The following is a 21,195-nucleotide window of genomic DNA, read 5'->3' as shown; positions in this document are numbered from 1 at the left end:
ATCAAGGTTTTTCGACACTTTCTCTTAAGGAGGTCAGCCAAGCAGGGGTTGCCCTCCTTTCTTTTAATTTTGTCTGCACCCACCTGTTTGCTTTTTCCAAAACACCTTTATTATGAAAATCATATCTCGCAATAAACAACAAATCAAAAAATACTTCCAGCTCATTGTTTTGCCTTGTGGTAAATAAGGAATCAGTCTTTAAAATATCATTATTAAATCCCTGGTCTTTTTTAAATATCGACCGGGAATTACCAATTTTCAAGTAGCCATTTTGATCCAATTTATCCTTAGCTTTTGGATTGAGAAGGTCAAGATACATCTCGGGAATGACATGATTTACACTATCATTTTGGTATACATTCAAGGCAGAATCTTTAACAGCAACATTTCTCGATTTGGGATTCGACATGTCAATGATGTCCTTATTTTCAATAAAACCTGCTATTAATATTGGGTCATAATTATAGGGGTAAAGCAATCCTGCCAACAAATCGTCTGCACTTTTGGGGTTTTTTACAAAAGTTAAAATAACCTTCTTATCACTAATTTTATTATAATTTAAAACTTTGTGAGTTTTAAAAAATGCTGTATCCGCATCAACCGTCTGCATGGAAATGGTATCCACATTCCCCACGACGAGGTTGTTTTTGATAAGATTTTCTATACTCAAATTGAATGCCGTCATGTATTCAACCGGATCATTGTACCAAAAATAAACCGGAGAGGGAACCTGCGTTGCAAACTGATCAATTCTATCCTTTAATTTCCAATCGGGCCTCAAACTTTCCAACAAAATCTTTTCCGAATCATCCAAAACACCATCTCCTGAGATCTGCAAAATGATTTTTGAAAAATAGCTGTAATTGGTTGAAGTCCCAAGCATGGGAAGTTTTTGAAGCCTTGAAATAGAGAAAGAAATATTTTTCTTTTTTTGCTCCACAGTTCTAAAGAGCTTACTGTCTTGAGTCATTGCTAGTTCCAAGGTATCCAAACCGGCAATTTCCATTCTAAGCAAAGAATCAAATAAACTTAGTTCAAATCTACTTACTGCTTCATCAGATTCAATTTGTGCCACTAAGTCTGTAATCCTATCATGATGGAAAACAACCTTTTGAACATCTTTTCCGGTCATAAGGGAAAATAAATTTTTGAGGGTTTCAGCTCCCTGGATTTCTGCATTTTTAAGAATTTCGGCGCGGTGGGCAAAGGACATTAGTTTTTCCACGCAGTATTCCTTTACCCGTTTGGCATCTTTAAAGTCCACCTTACCATTGTAATCTAGGATTTCAAACCCAGGAATTCCTTTCTCAGGGATAAACCATGGATTGATGTCTGCATTGAGGATAGTTGGAGCCAATCCAAAAATATGCACTTCACGGACATCATCGTATATGACGACTGAGGAAGGGTTTAGTTTTGTAAAATCAAATCCTGCTTTGACCCATCCTCTTCCTACCATGGCGAGTTTTTTTCTAGTCTCCTTCCGGCTAAAATCTGCCACTTTATTTTGGTAATAAAAAGTCATAAAATCTACAGAAGCGAGGGAATCATTGGCCGTTGGAGTTTCTTGATACATCAGAAACAAGACTTCTTCTTTGTTTCGCACACTTGGATTCCACTTTTCGTTTTTATTTTTATTGGTTTTTATCCGATAAAGGTACTCCAGCATGTCATCATATAGGGGATCTATAGCCACATCATCAAGGTATCCATGATAATTTAGCTTATCCATAATGTTCCTGCTTTCGACCTCCCATCTGATTATTCTTCTCCAATTATTGACAGGTGTCATTTTTTTATACTCTTCGTCCCTTTCCTCCTTGGATAAGTTCTGAAAGTTCTTCAGGTTTTTGATGGCTGATCTGATATCCTGATAAAGGATCTGGCCTCTCGTTCTGATATTTTCATCTTCGATCAAGTTAAGTCTTGCCTCGTCAATAGAAGCGATTACTTCACCGTAATATTCAGCAGTTACCAATTGTCCGATCTGCCGTACCTCAGTGACCATATTTGCAGTGTCATTTAATTTAATCCCGCCACCAAAAATCCCAAATGGGTTCCAGATAAATAGCCCTATCACTATCCCCAAAACGATGAGGATGTCCAAAAGAAACTTCCAATTTTTGAGGAATAGGCCTATCATTGTTCTACTACTGTATCTGTATCTACCAATAAATTAACCTTTGAAATGATCAGATCATCGCTTTCGAAAGTGATGTAAATCTCCTTATAGCCAAGGGAAGTCAATAGGATCTGAAACAATTGCCTTGTATGGTTTTGTGTAGTCTTGACAATTCCTATGTAGCGTAAATTTTCTCTAATATCGAGTTCAGCAAGCCTGAAAAATTCTTCTTGGTCTCTGATATTGATTTTATTTAAAAATACTTTTGGATCTGATATCAATGAATCTTCCACAAAACTTGCCGGAGGGTAGGAAAAATTGATCACTTCAATCGGTGGTAGTTCAAGGTGGATTTTAGTACCCTCAATCCTGATATCCGCTTCTTTGATTTTACTGAGATCTATCCCTGCTTTGACCCTAGCCTGAGAATAGGCCATAAAGCTTGCCTCGCTGATTTTCAATAGGGCAAGTTTTTTGGTTTTGGTACCGAATACGATTTTATCAATCACAAATTCGGTAGTGGCTAAATCAGAGGCGTTTTGGATTTTGCCGACTACCAAGGCCCGCTCGTTTTTTTTGCATGAAGATAAAATGACCACCACCGTCAAGAGTGTCAATAAAGAAAACGGGCGAAGTACGAATTTACCGAGCCTCATGAATGCATCTTTTTAAATTTTTCATAGGCCGCCTGTAACTTGGTATCGTATTTATTGACTTTGTAGCCGCTGCCATTATAGCCGTGAGCAAAACTAGCCCAATCATAATTTCCTGATTTTTCCTCCGAAATAAAATTGATCAAAGGCACGCCTTTGAGCTTTTTGATTTTGATAAACTCCAAAAAGTCCATTAAATGAAACTTTTCATGTTCATTTTGCTTTTCCTCAAACTCTTTATAATCAGCGTATTTTCGGCCTTTAATATTGTGGTTCAGGTTTTCTCCAAGGATTTGGAACAAGCCCCAAGAGGCCGAGAAAACCGCGATTTCAGGATCGATTTTCCTAGCACGGTCAAGCCTGTCATATTCAGCGATTCCACCTTTGTAGTATTTTCGAGTCCAGCTTTTATAAAGAATATCTTCATTGCTTTTTTGGAGCTTCAGTATTTCCTCTTCAGGCATTTTCCTTTCGCTGCTGAGAAGTCTCCACATCAGGTGACCTTCAAACAAAATCTTCGCCCGTCCATCGCTGAGATGGCCTCTTCCGGATGACTCCACAGAAATGACCGATTTTAATACAGGAAGTGAAAGGATGATGTTCTCTTTTTCTGCAAGGTTTTCGAGAACTTCCTTGATCTCTTCGTCATTCAGGATTTTGCTGTTGATATTGTCTATGATCTGGACAAAGGCAAAATTACTGGCCACAGGAAGTTGTTCTTCTCTTGATTCTAAAAGCGCATGTTTGAGGTTTGTGACCGGAGAACCTGTAGCCGGAGGTGGCTGCACGTCTCCGACGGTTTCTTCACCTTCCATAAATTCCCTATCATCATCACCCAAAGAATCATCCTGTTCCAAACTGGGCGGAGGGGTTCCTGCACTTGGCATGACTCCTTCTGGAAGTTGGGAGTTAGGTGGGGCTGTCGGTGGGGTTGGAGGAATACTGCCATCCGCCTGCTGATTCGGATTTTTCCACCTTTCCCTGAAGTACTTAAGAGATTTGTCCCCAAAGTAAAAAGCGATCATCATCAGGAAGGCTGTCTCAAAAAACTCAAACTGCTGAATGCGTAGCGCAACAAGATCCGAACTGAGTTCTTCAGATCCCATACTGCTGATCAATAAGGAAATACCTCCAAATAATAAGGTAAATGCAATCATCCCCCGAACCGTTCCGGGCGGCAAACCAAATGTCTGACTCCTGTAAGGGTTATATAAGGGTTCGCGGACTCCGCTTGCAGGGAGGTCCATTCCAAATTCCCGAGCTTCTCTCTTTGCTTCCGCAATTTTGCCCCATTCACCGTCTGTGATCCCAAAATTGATATTGAAATGATAAACTGACCAAACGAAGTATATCATAAAAACAGCGATCCAAATCACAATTATCAGTAATCCAACTATTGAAAAGAGATTCTTCTTTTCTATATACATTAGAATGCTATAGAAAATTGTGATCAATACCAGAGTAATCGCAAATACGATGGTCCCCTTGAAAAATATGTCATGGTACTTATTGACATAATAGGAGTTAATCTGCTCTTCGGTTTTGAAGTACCGGATCAAAATCCCATAGATCAAACCTACAGCAATGATAGACGGAATGGTCATAGCCAGCATCACATCCTTTTCTTCTGTGTAGAAATTTCTGATCAAAAACCCTATGGCCACAGCCATCAAAATGGTCGCTGCAATTTTAATGATCAGCTGGTAAAAGGCGCTTTGTTTTTTCATAGTGATGATAGTTTACTTTTTTCAAACCAATCTTCATTGAGTATCTGAATAGTGACAGGCTCATTTGATTTGAGCAGGGCACTTACTGTTTTATAAAATCTTTCGAATGCATCTCTTGAATACTGAAGGGATTTGGTTGTTCCCGCCGAAACGCCATCTGCAATCAAGATGCAGCCATCTGTATTTTGATGGGTGTTACCGACATGTATAAAGACATTTTGAAAATTTGGGATGTGCTGAATCTCAAGATGAAAATCAAACCAACTACCGTAAAGATTTTTATATTTTTCGGTCAGGTCAATTTCATTTTTATTGAAATTAATAGTGTAAATACCTGAAGGAATACGTGTTAGCTTTTCTATTTTCACGTAATTATGAGTATCCTCAAGGGTATATGCAAAAAACTTATTTCTCAAAAAAATCAGCCCGAGGGTAGTTTCACCATCATCAAGGTATCTCAATACAGTTAATGTGGATTTCCCCAAAACTGTATCCCCAACAGATTTTGCTTCTTGCAGCTTGATTTCCAAATCCTTGATTTTTTGTTCAGGTTTTAATTCCTCAGCTAATTTTTCAGGGAATATAGAAGTGGAAGTGGGAGGGGAAGTTTGTAAAAGAGCTAAGGGTATTTTTGGAACTTCTTTATTGGGAGTTAAAGCCGAGGCAATTTTTTTATAGCCTTTTTCAACCAATACCACTACATAGCCAATAAATCCAATAATGTATAGCCAGATTTTATTCAGTAAATCAGGATTGGTCACAAAGATGAGAACCAAGACGGCTATGCATGCAATGACTAAAAGTGCTGCCAAGTTTTTCATGGAAATTCGTAGAGGAAAACATGAATTTTATCGATGTACTCGAAAAAGGCTATAAATAATTTTAAAATTTAAATATTTACTATCTCAAAATCAAGAAAATACTGATTTTTCATTTCATCTTAATTGTTATAGATAGAGGACCTATCACAAATACACAAAAAAAAAATATCATTTAGAGGGATCATTACTTCTGCAAAAGAGAATTTCATACTTAGACCTTCCCCGTTCAAATCATTTATATACTTTTTATCAAGAAAGCTCAAAAAAAGGAGGGCAAACCTCTCTGAAAATGGTAGGATTTACTTAAATTTTGAATCTAATCAATCAAATATCAATCAAATGGCAAACTACAACCTTCGAATTAATGGAAACGAGTATAACGTTGACGTTGAAGACGATACGCCACTCCTGTGGGTGTTGAGGGACCATATCGGCTTGGTGGGAACCAAATATTCCTGCGGAATAGCCCAATGCGGTGCTTGTATGGTCCACGTCAATGGAGAAGCAGCTTATTCCTGTACATTGCCTGTTTCAAGTATTGGATCAGACGAAATCATCACCATTGAGGGACTTTCCGAAGAAGGTGACCATCCAGTCCAAAAAGCTTGGGACGAAGTAGATGCCGCCCAATGCGGATATTGCCAGGCTGGACAGATCATGACTGCAGCCGCATTTTTGAGAAAAAATCCTAACCCAAATTTGGAGGAAATCGAAAATGCAATGAACAGAAACCTGTGCCGTTGTGGCACTTACCACAAAATCCGAGAAGCAGTAGCCTTAGCAGCAAAACTTAAATAATCATGGCAAATCTAACGAAAACAAATAGGAGGGATTTCCTCAAAACAGCAGCCACTGCTTCAGGGGGGTTGTTTATCGGTTTCTATTGGTCAGGATGCGATTCTCCCAAGATGAAGGTTTTGACCAATGAAGAGGTGCTTCTCAATGCACATAATTTTAACAGCTATCTTACTATCTCTCCAACAGGCGAAGTGGTGATTTATTCTCCCAACCCGGAACTAGGCCAAAATATTATCACTTCTTTTCCAATGGTCGTAGCCGAAGAGCTAGATGCGGATTGGAAGAAAGTTAGGGTCTTTCAAGCCAATCTCGATACTGAAAAGTATGACCGGCAGTTGACCGGTGGTTCTGGGGCTATGCCACATTCGTGGGAAAGACTTCGAAAAGCCGGGGCGACTGCAAGACATCTTTTGATGGCTGCTGCAGCTACCAAACTGAATGTGGATGTAAGTACGCTTTCCACAGCAAATGGAGAAGTAATACATAAAGAGAGCGGTAAAAAATTGGGTTATGGTGAATTGGTTGCAGATGCATCCAAACTGACTGCTCCTGAAGAGGTCGCTTTAAAAGATGTAAAAGATTTTAAGATCATTGGCACGCCTGTCAAAAATGTGGAAAACAACGCCATGTTTACAGGAAAGCCACTTTATGGACTTGATTTTTATAGGGAAGGCATGCTTCATGCTATGATCCAAAGGCCACCTTTTGGCATGAAAATCAAATCCGTGGATGATGCCGCAGCCCGAGCTATTTCCGGTGTTGTCGACGTAGTGAGTTTCAAAAATAATGTGGCTGTGGTGGGTAAATCCACTTGGCCGCTGATGAAAGCAAAGAAATTGCTGAAAATAGAATATGAACTGGATGGCGCTGTAGAAAGTACTTTTGACCATGACAGGCTTTTTGCAGAATTGCTCAACACCAAGAATGCTGAAGTCAAAAGAAAGGATGGGGATGTAGATGCAGCCTTTAAAAATGCTGCTCAAGTCATCACCAGTGAGTACCAATGCCCATTTCTATCGCATTCTCCCATGGAACCTCAAAACTTCTTTGCGCATGTGCAGGGAGACAAGGTTGAATTGGTTGGACCGACGCAGACACCTGACAGGGCTAGGAATGATACAGCACAATTGTTGGGCATTCCGCCAGAAAACATCACCGTCCAAATCACCAGATTAGGAGGAGGTTTTGGCAGAAGGCTGAGAGCCGACTTTGTAGTCGAGGCAGCGGAACTATCCAAAATGATGAATGCACCCGTCAAATTAACCTGGAGCAGGGAAGATGACATGACGGGAGGAGCATATAGACCTGCTGTTCGATATAGATTCCAAGCGGCTTTGGATGAAAGTGGAAACATGATTGGGTATAAGTTAAGGGGAGTGGGAATCAATGCTGGTAATTCCACGAGAGAAAATAATTTCCCATCAGGTGCTGTAGAAAATGTGTTGATCGAATCTGTAGACCATAAATCTGCCATCACCACCAATGCATGGAGAGCTCCGATTACCAATTTCTTGGCTTATGCAGAGCAGTCATTTCTAGATGAAGTGGCTTTGGCCGCCAAAAAAGATCCGGTTCAATTCAGATTAGATTTATTAGCTAAAGCAAAATCCTCACCTGTCGGAGAACTTCAATATGATGTGGACAGAATGATCGGTGTGATCAAACTAGCCGCTGAAAAGTCCAACTGGGGAAAAGATGCAAATGTGATGCAAGGATTCAGTGTGTACTATTCCCACAGATCATATGTCGCTCAGGTGGCAAACATCGAAATGGAAAATAACCAGCCTGTCCTTAAGAAGATTGTTGCATGCACAGACTGTGGTATCGTCGTGAACCCAACAGGTGCCAACCATCAGGTACGGGGCGGTATTGTAGACGGAATGGGACATGCAATGTATGGAAACCTGACCTTCGAAAACGGTCTTCCAAGACAAAAGAACTTTGACACTTATCGTTTGATCAGGATGAAGGAAGTTCCTGAAATCGATGTCCACTACGTCCAAAACGGCATCGATCCAACCGGCCTAGGTGAACCAGCTTTGCCGCCAACAGGTGGTGCAGTGGCCAATGCAATCTTTAAAGCAACCGGAAGGAGACTTAGAAGTCAGCCATTTATTGAGCAAAAAGAATTCTCAGATATCAAATTGCAGATTAAAAGAGCTTAAAAACAGCAAGGTAATAGTACAGGCCCACCGTTGGAATTATATTCACGGTGGGCTTTTTTTATATCTCATCCATCTCTCTTTCAGGCCAATAGGGTCCGGTCAAAGAAAGATTTTGGAATAATAGATCAAATTCAAATTGAATGGGCATTTCATCCCGCTTTTGTTCATGGATATTGAGGCAGGCATTAAAATGGACCAAATCAAAGTCTAACATCAACTTACCTTTCAAATCGTTAATAAATTCAATTTCCCCCTTCAACTTGACTTTTTCAGCTACAGCGCCTTCTTTTTTGAAATAGTAGGAAAGAAAAATCCCCAAGTCTCTTTCATTTGCTTCCAATAATTCCTTCAAAAAAAATTCAGGATTCTTTGGCTGATTTTGAGAAGAGAGGGGGAATTTCCAGGTTTCTTGCATCTCTAAAATTAATTAATTCTACCATTAATCCGGTTTGGTTTGCGGCTTTTGGCTAAAGGTTTTACATTGGAATTTACTTTAAAATTCGATGAAATACCCGATTTACTTGGATTACAATGCGACTACTCCATGTTCCCCTGAGGTAATCGAAGAAATGATACCTTGGTTTGGGCAGCACTTCGGCAATGCGGCAAGCAAAAGTCATCCCTATGGTTGGATGGCCGAAGATGCCGTGGAAACCGCACGGGAGCAAATCGCCAACCTGATAGGTGCAAAACCAAAAGAAATCATTTTTACTTCAGGTGCAACGGAAGCCATCAATTTAGCTATAAAAGGGATTTTCGAGCATTATCGCGGAGAAAAGCAACACTATATCAGTTGCACAACGGAGCACAAAGCAGTATTGGATACTTTGGACCACCTTCAATCCAAAGGAGCAGAGGTCACTTATCTTCCTGTCAATCAATTCGGTGAGATTGATCTTGATCTACTGAATTCAAGCATATTGCCACATACCAAAATGATTGCCTTGATGTGGGCCAACAATGAAACCGGGCTTATCCATCAAATGGATCGGATCAAGGAAATTGCCGAAGAACGAAATATTATCCTCTTTACGGATGCAGTACAAGCGGTAGGAAAAATCCCTTTGGACATAAAAGGTATCCACTTGATGGCTATTTCTGCCCATAAAATGTATGGACCAAAAGGCGTCGGAGCAATGTATGTAAGACACAATCATCCACTTCCAAAGCCTTTGGCATTAATCGATGGGGGAGGACACGAAAAGGGATTCCGAAGCGGAACTCTCAATGTACCAGGAATTGTAGGTTTTGGAAAGGCTGCTGAACTTCGGTCAAAAAATCAGATTGTAGAAGCTAGTCGCTTAGAAAACCTCCGAAATCAATTAGAAAGCAAGATTTTAGAAATAGAAGGAACAACCGTGAATGGGAACCTTCAAAACAGGTTGTCGCATGTTTCGAATATTTCCTTTGGTGGGGTGGAGGGAGTGGAGCTACTTCAAAGAGTAAACAAAGAAGTTGCCGTAAGTTCAGGTTCGGCATGTACGAGTATTTCGCCTAAACCCTCACACGTTTTGGCTGCGATGGGCATTGATCCCGATTTGGGAAGGGCGTCGATCCGCTTCAGTTTGGGTTTAAATACTACCGAGTCTGAAATTATTTTTGCTGCTGAGTATATCAAAAAAGTGGTGGAAACATTGAGGAAATCTTAGCTGCCACTTTTCAGCTTTTGGTAATCTTCCATGGTGTCGATGTCAATGGCTCCGTGAGGAAAATCAATGGTATGTAAATCATCTTGGTGGGCCATTAATAATTTTTTAGCACCTTCATTCCCTGTTAGGGAAAGTAGTTCCGGAAAATACTTTTTGGTGAATAAAACAGGAACGCCAAAGGTTTCATTATAACGGCAAGCTATAATTTCACTATCAGTATTTAATTTACTTTTAATCAGTGAGTTAAGAATTTTATAATCTACAAAAGGTTGGTCTGAAAGCATCAAGATTACCAGATCAGGATCTGAATTTTCCAATAGATAATTCAGCCCTTTTTGCATGGAAGAGGCCATCCCTTTTTCCCAATTTTCGTTGATGACTTGATTTACTTTGGTGTGGTGGATTTTTTCAACAATTAAATCCGCATTTGCACCCAAGACAATTACACAGGAATCGGCTAGTGAATTTTGTGCAGCCTCGACCGCAATTTCAAGGAGGGTTTTTCCTTTGAATTCGAGCAATTGTTTCGGTTGTCCCAATCGGGAAGAACTACCGGCGGCAAGGATAATGACACCGGTTCTTATCTCCTTGTTCATCTTTGTTCATGGATTGGACCCAATTTATTTTTCAAAAAATCAGGGTTTTTCTTAGCCAAAACGGCTTTGATTTCAGCCAAGGCGGATAATGCAATTTCCTCAGATCCTTCAGCCCCGATATCCAAACCAATTGGGGCATAGATGTTTTCGGTGGGGACTTTGGTCCCTTCTGATTCCAACCGTGCTATCAATTTGTCGGTTTTCTTTTTTGGTCCCAATATACCGATATAGGGAAGCGCGTAAAGTATCAGGTCCTTTAGCACCACTGCCTCATAGTCAAAATTATGGGTCATCAGTAATGCAACCGTATTTTTGTCAGGATTCAAACCTGAAACAGCCCTGTCAGCCGGCTCGATGATGATCTTTTTAGCGGTAGGAAATCTTTCCGTTGTCGCGTGGTTTTTTCTACCGTCAATCAAAGTCAATTCCCAACCCAACAGAGAAGCTAATTTGGCAACCGGGATGGCGTCATTACCTGCACCAAATAATAAAATTCGGATTGGAGGGTTGATGGCTTCATAGAAGACCCAAATTTCATCCGGGTCAAGATATTGTTTTATTGTGCTAGTTCGGTTTTCAGACTTGGAATTGATTTCAAGCTGAATTTTCTCTGACAGAACAGGATTTAAAGTTTCGATTTTGCCAAATGTCGCACCCACTTTAGATAGCACTCTTGTACCTATTTGCTCTCCACGGGCATTTTTCAAAGAAAAAGCAGTAACCAAAACACTTGGAAGGCGGTCACTTAGTGCCACTTTCAACAATTCAATAGGATTGGAATCGTCCTCAAAATCCAAGGGTTCGATCAGCACCTGAATGATACCGTTACATCCTAAACCCACGCCGAATTTTTGGTCATCTTCGTCAGTAGTGTCATAGGTCACAAGCATTGATTTTTGTTGAAAAATGACCATTTGGGCTTTTCTGAGTGCATCACCTTCAAGGCAACCGCCACTGATTGCTCCGGTCAATTCTCCATCTTCCGTGACAAGCATTCTTGCACCGGGGCGCCTGTATGCAGACCCATCGACTTTTACAACGGTGGCCAAAGCTGCTTTTTGATTGCGGACTTTACAATTTTCGTAAGCGTGCAAAATCTGTTGAAGGTCTTTCATGTATAATTGGTTGGCTATGGGCTTTTGATCAAAATTGGCAAAGATTTATTTCTTTAAAGCCTTTTCGCTTAAGAAAACTTGTCAATAAAATTATCCTCAATCTAATTATTTCTAAAGAAGTGCGGCAGAAAATTATTTAAGGGGAAAATCCCATTGGCGATTGGGTGATTTTGGTAATTTATTAGCCTGTGGTTCATTGAGAGTTAATAATTGTTAAAATACTTTTTCTATAAAATAGGAAATACCCAAAAATTCCCGGATTTTTGTAACATATGGCAAAATCAAGAGACACCTTCGACAAGAAGGAAAAAGAAAAATTGAGACAGAAGAAAAAACAGGAGAAGCAGCAAAAGAAAGATGACAGAAAGTCCAACACTGCCAAAGTTACGGATTTCGAAAATATGATTGCTTACGTGGATGAATTTGGGAACATTACTTCCACCCCCCCTGATCCATCCAAAAAAAGAGTCTTTGATGCTGACACCATTGAAATAGGTGTTTCAAAGCACGCTGATCCACTTCCCGGAGAGAATCTTAGAAAAGGAAAAGTGACATTTTTTAATGCTTCTAAAGGATATGGATTCATTAAAGATGAGGTGTCCCAAGACAGCATTTTCGTCCACATCAACAAATGTATAGATCCCATTCAGGAAAATGATAAAGTTATTTTTGAAACTGAAAAATCTCCCAAAGGATTGAGTGCGGTAGATGTAAAGCTTTTCAAAGCTCCCTGATTAAGGATTTGCTGACCAAATTGACGGTTAAATCATCATGAAAATCGGCAGCCTTTCAGATATAAAAAAAGAATTAACCTTTCTTGATACAAAAGAATTGTCCGTCCTGCTGTTGGATTTAGCCAAGTTCAGTACGGACAATAAAGCTTTTTTATATTTCAAACTTTTTGAAAGGGAAAATCCAAGACTATTTGTTCAATTGGTTCAGGAGGAAATCGATCTCGAATTCCAAAAATCCAATACCCGCAATTACCATTTTGCGAAAAAGTCGGCTCAAGTAATCAGAAGGAAGATGAACAAAAGCCTTAAGCTTACCAAAGACAAAGAAACCCTTATCGAATTAATCATTTACTTTTGTGAGCAATTTAAACTTTACGGATTCTTGGATTTCCGTCATCCTGTTATTGATAACCTTTATCGGGTTCAGGTAGGCAAAATTGAAAAATTGATCCTCGGGCTTCATGAGGACCTTCAATATGACTATCAAGAAAAACTTGCTTTATTGAAGGAGAATTTTAAGTGATCATCATTTTTGATCCTGATATAAATGAATCTCATAAATCGAATCGATAGCCACCAACATTTTTGGAATTATTCAGCTGAATCCCATTCTTGGATGGATGAGTCGATGCTTCGGATACAAAGAGATTTTCTTCCTAAAGATTTGAAGCCATTGTTGGAGGCAACTGGATTCGGGGGTTGTGTTGCAGTACAAGCTAGCCAATCCGAGTCAGAGAACGACTTTTTACTTTCCTTTGCAGAGCAAAATGATTTTATCAAAGGAATTGTCGGATGGATTGACTTACAGTCAAAAGATCTTACCGATCGTTTGCATTATTATTCACAGCATCCAAAAATCAAAGGATTCAGGCATATCATTCAAGATGAACCTGACTTAGATTTTATGCTTCGTCCGACTTTTCTTCATGGAATAAGCAAGCTTCAGGAGTTTGGATTTACATATGACATTTTGATTTATCCACAACACCTTCCCAATGCCTATACTTTGGCCAAATCAATTCCAAATCAACTTTTTGTGATTGACCACCTTGCCAAGCCCAATATTAAAGGCCCAGAGGTGGAATTCTGGAGAAAAGGTTTGGAAAAAATCGCTTCCCTTGAAAATGTCCACTGTAAGATCTCAGGAATGGTGACTGAGGCGGATTGGAAAAGTTGGGAGAAAGAGCAATTTGAGCCTTATATCGCAACTGCTTTGGCTACTTTTGGAATCGACAGATTGATGTATGGTTCTGATTGGCCGGTATGTACTTTATCTGCAACTTATAAAGATGCTTATTGGATTGTTGAAGATTTTTTCTCCAGCTTCTCTAAATCGGAACAAAACAAACTATTTGGGTCGAATGCTTCCTCTTTTTATAAGCTTTAGATGAATGATTATTAGAATTTCGCTGGATCCTTTTGGTAGGGTAATAATACCTTAAAAAAGAGGTTTAGTTGAAAGAGCGTCAAAGGTCATCATTTACAGGTACAGTATAATTCTGTTCCTCCATCAGAACTGTTGTTTTTGGCTTTGCGTTAAGCCGTTATGCAGAGAAAATTATTAGCCTTAGGTTTCTTGATTTTAATCCTATCGGGGAATGTAAGTGCCCAAGAAAGAATATTTGATTTGAATGCATCAAAAAAAATCATCTTAAATCAAGCCAGTTTTGAGTTGTCTGAAGTCTTGGATATTCAAGACGACATCACTTTAATCGGAAAAGTATATATAGCTAATAACCAACAGTATAAAGCAAAAATAAAAGCTGGATTAGCTGAAGGTATTAGAACTTTTTATCAAAACTCAATAAAAAATGCAGATTCTGATAGGGCCATTCAAATGAGAGTTCTGGAATTTAAAATTGCGGAGACACAAACAAGCAGCAAGGTAGCTTCAGGAGAGTTGAAAATTAAATTCAGCTATTTCCTTAAAACATCATTTGAACCTGTTCATTTGGTGGATTATGAAGCTGGGATAACTTACCAAAGGTCCATCCACCGTACTGATTTGATTGATCAGATTTTGAATAGAGGGTTAGTAAATTCCATTGTTTTTTTAAATGATTGGATAAATGATCATGCCACTCACAATAGGAAGCTAGCAAAAGCTGTCAGGTTGGAAATTGTTGAAAAGGAGAAAAAAAGTGATCAGGATACAGTTTTTTATGATTTCAACCGACCACTTTCTTGGAGTGATTTTCGGGAAAAACCAAGCAGGACAAGTGGATATAACGCCACGATTTTTACCAGTTTGGCTATGGAAGGCTCTCCATTTATGGAAGAAGGTGTTTTGGTGCTTCCCGTAGAAGTCAAAGTTTATATGCTTCCAGGATCTTCTTGGGCCAAAGCCCAAGGAAAAAATGATTATGCATTGAACCACGAACAAAGGCACTTTGATGTCACCAAGGTAGTTGGCAACCGGCTCATCGACAGATTGAAAGCTTTGCAGGTAACTCCGGAAAACTATCAAGCTTTGGTCAATGATGCATTTTTTGATTCATACCGAGAGATGAACAAGCTTCAGGAAATCTATGATGCTAGAACAAGGCACGGTTTGGACAAGGATACCCAATCCCGATGGAATTCCATCATTGATCAAGCCTTAAATGGAAATATGGATGAAATTGAAAAAGAATTGTTGAAAGGAAAGTAAAAAAGGAAATAAAACTTTTTTTACAATTGTCAAATGACTATTTTTTTATAGTCAAATGAAAATTAATCAACTTCCCTTTCATTATTATGCTCACAAATAAATCTTCCAAAAAACCTAAATTGTATCCTGAGCCTGATTCAAAGGAAGAAAATCTGGTGTCAGATTTTCAAAGTCCAGAATATGGTAATCCTCCGACATTTAAGGTAAGCAGGTCAGGTCAGTTAAAGTCATATGAGATCCCTAGTGGTTATGGATTTTTTGTACCCGCATTTACTAGAGCAAAAGGAATGGACGAAGTAGGGGAGTTATTGGACAAAAATCTACTTTCGGAAGATATTTTTCCGATAATTGAATATTTGGGCTTGAAGATACAAGACATTGCCAAGGCAGCTTCTGTGTCTCCTAGCACGGTTTCTAGGTGGGACAATAAAAGCCCAATAGGTACTCCGGGTTCATATCAATTTTTTAAAATCGATGAAGTTATCAAAAAAGGAGTGGATCTTTTTGGTAATACAAACCATCTCAAGCAATGGTTGGACAGTCCTAATATGGCCCTAGGTAATGAAGCCCCTGTCAAGATTTTGACCTCGATGATTGGTTTGGAATTGGTTGATGAGGCTTTGGATGCACTTCATTTTGGCAATGTCATGTAGGGTCTATGCGCTATTTTAGAATCATGTCAGAAACCTATTACAAAGCTCCCTTTAGTTGTTCCTATAATGCAGGGAGATGGAATCCAAAAGGTATGGGGATGATTTGTGCCGGAAGTGGGCCTGCCATATCTTTATTGGAATACCTCTGTATCAAGGGGAATGCTGTTTCCGGGAAATCATGGTATATGATTGAATTTGGTATTCAAGATCCCAATTTGATTGGTACTTTGGAGAAAGACAGTTTGCCTGAAAATTGGAATGTGCTGGCTCATGCAAAGGTTACACAAGATTTTGGGCGAGCTTGGTTACAGGAAAAGGAATTTCCCTTTTTGAAAGTACCTTCGGCAAGACTGAACTTATCGTTCTATCCATTAGAACATAACCTTCTGATCAACCCTGATTTTCCTGATTTCAAAAACCATATCGAGGTTGTGGATGAGGTTAGGTTTGATTATCTTATGAATTCTGATTGAAGAAAAATAGGTAAGTTAATTATGCTTCAATCCATTATAATACATTTCAAACCTATCCTATCAGACAATGAAACCCATTATAATTATATTGCTTTTTTTAATCTACCTACCGGTTTTTGCCCAAAACTCCCTTCCCAGAAGTACCCCAAAGGCCCAAAAGGTTTCCTCCCAAAAGATTATTGATTTTATCCATGAGGTTGAAGCAAGTAAGCATGAAGTACATAGTATGATGGTGCTTAGACATGGGAAGGTGATCGCCGAGGGTTGGTGGGATCCTTATAAGCCGGAACTCAAACATACCATGTACTCAGTCAGTAAAACTTTCACAGCCACAGCAATTGGCTTTGCAGTAGCTGAGAAAAAGCTCAAAGTAACAGATAAGGTTATTTCTTTTTTTCCTGAATCTCTCCCTGATCATATTTCACAAAATCTGGCGAATCTTGAAATCAAAGATTTGCTTTCGATGAGCGTAGGCCATGATAAAAGCTTTAACCAAGAAGTATTTACCACTGAAAACTGGGTAGCAGCATTTCTGAATATGCCCATTGCCAATGAACCGGGAACAAAATTCCTGTACAATACCTCCGCCAGCTTCATGCTTTCATCCATTATCCAAAAAGTAACCGGTCAAACGCTCTTGGACTTTTTGGAACCAAGATTATTGAAGCCCTTGGGGATTACAGGATTGGATTGGGAGACGGATTTACAGGGGACCCAAACTGGTGGTTGGGGTATCCGGGTCAAGACTGAGGACATGGCAAAGCTCGGTCAGTTATTTCTGCAAAAAGGGAAATGGAACGGAAAACAAATACTGGCTGAATCCTGGATCGAAGAAGCAAGTACTTTGAAAATCATGCAAGAACCCAATGCTTCTGCGGAAAAAATGGCTTCCAATGATTGGATTCAGGGGTATGCTTATCAAATGTGGAGAAGCCGACATAATTCTTACCGCGCTGATGGAGCATTTGGACAGTATATTTTAATCCTACCAGAAAAAGATGCCGTCATTATCCTCACTTCGGAGACCACCGATATGCAAGGATTGCTTGATTTGGTTTGGAGTAACTTGTTGCCCGCATTTGGTACAATCTCTGATCAAGACACAAAATTGAAAGAAAGACTCAACATGCTTTCTTTTGCTCCAATGGAAAGTGCAGAAAACCCTATCTTGGAAAAAACAGTTTCTGGAAAAAATTATAGCATCACATCTAAAGTTGAAAATGTTAATGGCTTTTCATTTGGTTTTCAAGATGAAGTCTGTGTTTTGAATCTTGTTCAAGGGGCTTATACTTTTAAATTGATCTTTGGATCAGGCAAATGGATCAAGGATGAAACAGACAGGATAGGGCCTAACCTCTTTACTTTTGCTATGAACCAGCAAGTAGGATTGGCTCCTTTTAAAATTGCAGGAAGTTATGCTTGGCTTGATCTTAATACCGTGGAACTTCACCTGCGGTACATCGAAAGTCCGCATTCTGAAATCATCCGGGTTAAGTTTGAAGGAGAAAAGGCGATCATCACATTTATAAACAGCTTTGAAGGAGAGGGGAAGAAGGTGAGTTTTGAGGCGAAAGTTGACTGAACGGGACGGAAGACCGAAGTCGGAAGTAAAAGGTTAAAAGTGAAAGGTGGAAGGAATTTAAGGATATAATTAGAAAAAAAATATTATGAACAACACAGAATCAATCATCAAATCCATTAAGCAAACAAAAGGAGATATCAATTGGTAAGAATTGTTGGAAACCATTATTGCAGCTTTTGATTGTACCACGGGAACAATCCACACCCTTGACAAAGAGACCAATTTGCTGATGCTGAAATCGCAGAAAGGCATTCCTGATTTTTTGTTGCCCAAGATGTCGGTGATTCCGATCGGCAAAGGAATGGCGGGAATTGCAGCGGAGCGGAAGCAGCCTGTAGAGATGTGCAACCTGCAGACAGATTCTTCCGGAGTGGCAAGACCTGCCGCAAAGGAAACCAAAGTCGAAGGTTCCATTGCAGTACCGATGTTGCTTGGAGGCGAATTGTATGGGACGCTGGGAATAGCCAAGCCTGTTCCTTATGATTTCACCAAAGAAGAAAGTGAGGCATTGATGCAAATCGGAGGGGAGATTGGGAGAAGGTTGATTAGGAAGGAATTTTAAACGTCGAATCATTTTCTATCCAAGTTGATATTTATGGATATTGGATATTGATAGATATTGGCTCAGGATCTAACTTACTTCGGATTTAAATCATTTTAAGGTGGTTTTAAGGAAGTCTTTTGATTTCATAAAAGAGGTTGTTCATATAATTTCCCAAACCCATTTCCAAAAAATTGCCGATATTCAGTCTCCTTTGCTAATTCCCATCTTATGAATTTAATCATAAAACTCCTTTTTACGCTGTCCTTTTTTTTCATTGCAAGTGGTTCTTATTCCCAAGAGATGATTTTCACCCGGGCAGATACGCTGCGGGGAAGCATCACACCGGAAAGGGAATGGTGGGATTTAAATTACTACCACCTTGCCGTGGAAGTTTTTCCTGAAACCAAATCCATCAAAGGAACCAATACAGTTCGGTACCAAGTAAAGAAGGCACATCAAGTATTGCAGATAGACTTGCAGGAACCTTTACGGATTATCAATGCAAAACAGGACGGAAAAAATCTTGAAATCCGAAAGGAGGGAGCAGCCCATTTTATCAGCCTCCCCAAAAAGCAGGTTGTGGGGGAATTTGAAGAAGTTGTAATTTCTTATGAAGGCCAACCCAAAGAAGCGGTGCGGCCACCTTGGGACGGCGGCATCACCTGGCAAAAAGATGAAAATGGGAATCATTTTATCGCTTCTTCCAATCAGGGAATCGGTTCGAGTATCTGGTGGCCAAGCAAAGACCACCCGGCGGATGAGGTGGACAGCATGCTGATCAGCGTGACTGTTCCCAAAAACTTGATGAACATTTCCAACGGGCGTTTGAGGAAAACCGAGACCAATGGACAGACCAAAACCTTTCATTGGTTTGTCAGCAATCCCATCAATGACTACGGAGTGAATATCAACATTGGCGACTATGTCCATTTTTCAGAAAAATATCAGGGTGAAAAAGGGCTTCTCGATATGGAATACTATGTAATGCGGGAAAATCTGGAGAAAGCGAAAAAGCATTTTTCAGATGCTGGTCGGATGATGGAGGCTTTTGAGCATTGGTTTGGGCCTTATCCATTTTACGAAGACAGCTACAAACTGGTGGAAGCGCCTTACCTCGGCATGGAGCATCAGAGTTCGGTCACTTATGGCAACGGCTACCAAAACGGTTATCGCGGTGCGGACCTGAGTGGAACAGGTTGGGGGATGAAATTTGACTTTATCATCATCCATGAATCCGGTCACGAGTGGTTTGCCAACAACATCACTTACAAGGATGTGGCGGATATGTGGATCCACGAGAGCTTTACCAACTATTCTGAGAGCCTGTATGTCGACTATTTCTATGGAAAAGAAGCAGGACAGGAATATGTGCGGGGTACGAGAACCCGAATAGATAACAAACTTCCTATAATAGGTAGGTACAGCGTCAACAGCCGAGGTTCGGGAGATATGTACTACAAAGGTGGGAATATCCTGAATACACTCCGTGAAATCGTGAATGACGATGAAAAATGGAGAAAGATCCTTAGGGGATTGAACAGCGAGTTTTACCATCAGACGGTCACGACTGCACAGGTGGAAGATTACATTTCCCAAGAAGCAGGAATAGACCTTTCAAGCTTTTTTGACCAGTACCTTAGAAATAGCGCTGTTCCAATTTTGGAATACTATTTTTCAGACGATTTGACTTTTAATTTCCGATGGGCAAACTGCATTTTATCATTTGATATGCCGGTGGACTTGCACTTGGGAGATAAGAAAGTAAGAATTCAACCAACTACGAAATGGACTCAGGTGACCTTGGAAAAAAAGTCGGACCTGACGGTTGATGTGGATTATTACGTAGGGAGCTTGAGGTTGAGATGATTTTCGGAATCTAATTCGACATCTTACATAAACCGCACCGCTGTCCCAGTCAACCTATTTTTACCATCAATGATATCATACTTGACATCCACTAAACCATTTGCACCTGCTCTTTTTGCTTGCCTTACCAGTCTATTCATCTTCGTTCTTGGCCCTGAGAGCCAGCCACCTGTGACTCTAATTATTCTGACTTCTTGATAATCTCTGCCCAAAGGCACATTAGAGGTAAAAATTTCCATGCCATCATACCTGTTTTCTGAAATTGGGATAGTTCTCAAGGATGTACAACTTGCAAAAAGGAATATAAAAACCAATAAGACTGAAATTGAAAAATATTTTCTCATAAAATAAAAGATTTAGTTAATGGGTTAACGTTCAATTAGGTCCAAGGTTATTAAAATCTTACCCTTTAATCCTCAAAAATATGGAAGGTCAAGTCCGAAACTTCTCTCTTATCAATCAGGATAATCTTAAGTTAAAAGAAATCATCTCCCAAAAATATCTTGATTAAATTCATCCTGGTAATGTCATTACATTGGATTCCGGTTCAACAACTCCAACTGGTTGTGAACTCCTTCGATATCCGAAATGAACCAGAGCTCACCCTTGTTATTGATAAACCTAATCGGATTGTAACTGGCTCTTTTGCTTCTTCTGCCCAATGGGTTGCTGAGCAAATGGAGCTTTTATTAAATAAGTCTTATCACTAACCCTACAAATACCATAATGAAAAAAAATTTGTAAGTATCTTCTTTTAAAACCATGATTCTGTTGTCCATCAGATTCAGACAAAAGCCAAATTTTCAATCTTTGCTTATTGGTATAGATTCATGTAGAAAAAGGAATTACAAATTCCGAGGATAAAATGGTGTAGTAACAATTTAAACCTAGCAAAGGAGAGTTTGAAAGTGAGATAAAAGTAGAAACGCTTGAGTGTATAACTTTTAACATATTGAATATTACATATTGTATTTTACCAATTTTAGTTTTAATTTGAATTGCCTTCAACCAATTTTTTACCAAGCAAAATTTTGACAATGCAATAAT

20 protein-coding genes are annotated in these 21,195 nt (G+C 39.5%); 12 read left to right on the top strand and 8 right to left on the bottom strand.

Going from position 1 to position 21,195, the window contains the following annotated elements; genetic code table 11:
* Nucleotide 1: 1 nt before the first annotated feature.
* The 4 genes from M3O96_RS03435 to M3O96_RS03420 are packed head-to-tail and all read right to left on the bottom strand — an operon-like array spanning nt 2 to nt 5,323.
* Nucleotides 2-2,143 (bottom strand): hypothetical protein, encoded by a 2,142-nt coding sequence (locus tag M3O96_RS03435; RefSeq protein ID WP_249718791.1) that lies wholly within the window; start codon nt 2,141-2,143, stop codon nt 2-4.
* A complete protein-coding gene (locus M3O96_RS03430) occupies nt 2,140-2,778 on the bottom strand; it encodes a DUF4230 domain-containing protein (protein ID WP_249718789.1) in 639 nt (212 codons plus the stop codon). Before M3O96_RS03430 ends, M3O96_RS03435 begins: the two co-directional genes overlap by 4 nt.
* Nucleotides 2,775-4,502, bottom strand: coding sequence for an N-acetylmuramidase family protein (locus M3O96_RS03425; protein ID WP_249718787.1), 1,728 nt, complete (start codon nt 4,500-4,502; stop codon nt 2,775-2,777). The genes M3O96_RS03430 and M3O96_RS03425 overlap by 4 nt, the downstream gene beginning before the upstream one ends.
* Nucleotides 4,499-5,323, bottom strand: coding sequence for a DUF5675 family protein (locus M3O96_RS03420; RefSeq protein WP_249718785.1), 825 nt, complete (start codon nt 5,321-5,323; stop codon nt 4,499-4,501). Before M3O96_RS03420 ends, M3O96_RS03425 begins: the two co-directional genes overlap by 4 nt.
* Nucleotides 5,324-5,662: 339 nt before the next feature.
* Here M3O96_RS03420 and M3O96_RS03415 point away from each other — a divergent pair, with 339 nt between their 5' ends.
* Together M3O96_RS03415 and M3O96_RS03410 are read left to right on the top strand one after the other, a co-directional pair.
* On the top strand, nt 5,663-6,121 hold the full coding sequence (locus M3O96_RS03415; RefSeq protein ID WP_249718784.1) for a (2Fe-2S)-binding protein: 459 nt from the start codon (nt 5,663-5,665) through the stop codon (nt 6,119-6,121).
* A gap of 2 nt (nt 6,122-6,123) precedes the next feature.
* Nucleotides 6,124-8,286, top strand: coding sequence for a xanthine dehydrogenase family protein molybdopterin-binding subunit (locus M3O96_RS03410; protein WP_249718782.1), 2,163 nt, complete (start codon nt 6,124-6,126; stop codon nt 8,284-8,286).
* 58 nt (nt 8,287-8,344) lie between these two features.
* On the opposite strand, the gene M3O96_RS03405 is transcribed toward M3O96_RS03410, so the two are convergent.
* Nucleotides 8,345-8,701, bottom strand: coding sequence for a hypothetical protein (locus M3O96_RS03405; RefSeq protein ID WP_249718780.1), 357 nt, complete (start codon nt 8,699-8,701; stop codon nt 8,345-8,347).
* 88 nt (nt 8,702-8,789) lie between these two features.
* Here M3O96_RS03405 and M3O96_RS03400 point away from each other — a divergent pair, with 88 nt between their 5' ends.
* Nucleotides 8,790-9,935, top strand: coding sequence for a cysteine desulfurase family protein (locus M3O96_RS03400; RefSeq protein ID WP_249718778.1), 1,146 nt, complete (start codon nt 8,790-8,792; stop codon nt 9,933-9,935).
* Here the strand turns inward: M3O96_RS03400 and M3O96_RS03395 are convergent.
* Complete coding sequence (locus M3O96_RS03395; protein WP_249718776.1) at nt 9,932-10,531, bottom strand: nucleotidyltransferase family protein; 600 nt, start codon at nt 10,529-10,531, stop codon at nt 9,932-9,934. The genes M3O96_RS03400 and M3O96_RS03395 overlap by 4 nt on opposite strands.
* On the bottom strand, nt 10,528-11,646 hold the full coding sequence (locus tag M3O96_RS03390) for an XdhC family protein (protein ID WP_249718774.1): 1,119 nt from the start codon (nt 11,644-11,646) through the stop codon (nt 10,528-10,530). Before M3O96_RS03390 ends, M3O96_RS03395 begins: the two co-directional genes overlap by 4 nt.
* A 272-nt stretch (nt 11,647-11,918) precedes the next feature.
* Here M3O96_RS03390 and M3O96_RS03385 point away from each other — a divergent pair, with 272 nt between their 5' ends.
* From M3O96_RS03385 to M3O96_RS03345, 9 genes are all read left to right on the top strand, one after another.
* Nucleotides 11,919-12,380, top strand: a complete 462-nt coding sequence (locus tag M3O96_RS03385) for a cold-shock protein (protein ID WP_241143632.1) — start codon at nt 11,919-11,921, stop codon at nt 12,378-12,380.
* A gap of 37 nt (nt 12,381-12,417) precedes the next feature.
* A complete protein-coding gene (locus M3O96_RS03380; protein ID WP_249718771.1) occupies nt 12,418-12,903 on the top strand; it encodes a hypothetical protein in 486 nt (161 codons plus the stop codon).
* A 24-nt stretch (nt 12,904-12,927) separates the two neighbouring features.
* Complete coding sequence (locus M3O96_RS03375) at nt 12,928-13,767, top strand: amidohydrolase family protein (protein WP_249718769.1); 840 nt, start codon at nt 12,928-12,930, stop codon at nt 13,765-13,767.
* A 159-nt stretch (nt 13,768-13,926) separates the two neighbouring features.
* Entirely contained in the window at nt 13,927-15,030 is a 1,104-nt protein-coding gene (locus tag M3O96_RS03370; RefSeq protein WP_249718768.1) for a hypothetical protein, read from the top strand.
* Between the two features lie 86 nt (nt 15,031-15,116).
* On the top strand, nt 15,117-15,683 hold the full coding sequence (locus M3O96_RS03365) for an antitoxin Xre/MbcA/ParS toxin-binding domain-containing protein (RefSeq protein WP_249718766.1): 567 nt from the start codon (nt 15,117-15,119) through the stop codon (nt 15,681-15,683).
* Nucleotides 15,684-15,706: 23 nt separating this feature from the next.
* A complete protein-coding gene (locus tag M3O96_RS03360) occupies nt 15,707-16,156 on the top strand; it encodes an RES family NAD+ phosphorylase (RefSeq protein ID WP_249718763.1) in 450 nt (149 codons plus the stop codon).
* Nucleotides 16,157-16,223: 67 nt separating this feature from the next.
* Entirely contained in the window at nt 16,224-17,738 is a 1,515-nt protein-coding gene (locus tag M3O96_RS03355) for a serine hydrolase domain-containing protein (protein WP_249718761.1), read from the top strand.
* A 154-nt stretch (nt 17,739-17,892) separates the two neighbouring features.
* On the top strand, nt 17,893-18,300 hold the full coding sequence (locus tag M3O96_RS03350; protein WP_249718759.1) for a GAF domain-containing protein: 408 nt from the start codon (nt 17,893-17,895) through the stop codon (nt 18,298-18,300).
* 210 nt (nt 18,301-18,510) lie between these two features.
* Complete coding sequence (locus M3O96_RS03345) at nt 18,511-20,148, top strand: M1 family metallopeptidase (protein WP_249718757.1); 1,638 nt, start codon at nt 18,511-18,513, stop codon at nt 20,146-20,148.
* A 23-nt stretch (nt 20,149-20,171) separates the two neighbouring features.
* Here M3O96_RS03345 and M3O96_RS03340 read toward each other — a convergent pair whose 3' ends face one another.
* Nucleotides 20,172-20,492, bottom strand: coding sequence for a hypothetical protein (locus tag M3O96_RS03340; protein ID WP_249718755.1), 321 nt, complete (start codon nt 20,490-20,492; stop codon nt 20,172-20,174).
* Nucleotides 20,493-21,195: the final 703 nt, after the last annotated feature.

The sequence above is a fragment of the Aquiflexum sp. TKW24L genome, from assembly GCF_023502205.1.
Taxonomy (GTDB): domain Bacteria; phylum Bacteroidota; class Bacteroidia; order Cytophagales; family Cyclobacteriaceae; genus Cognataquiflexum.
The sequence above is the reverse complement of the archived record's forward strand: the minus strand, read 5'-3'. Positions and strand labels throughout refer to the sequence as shown.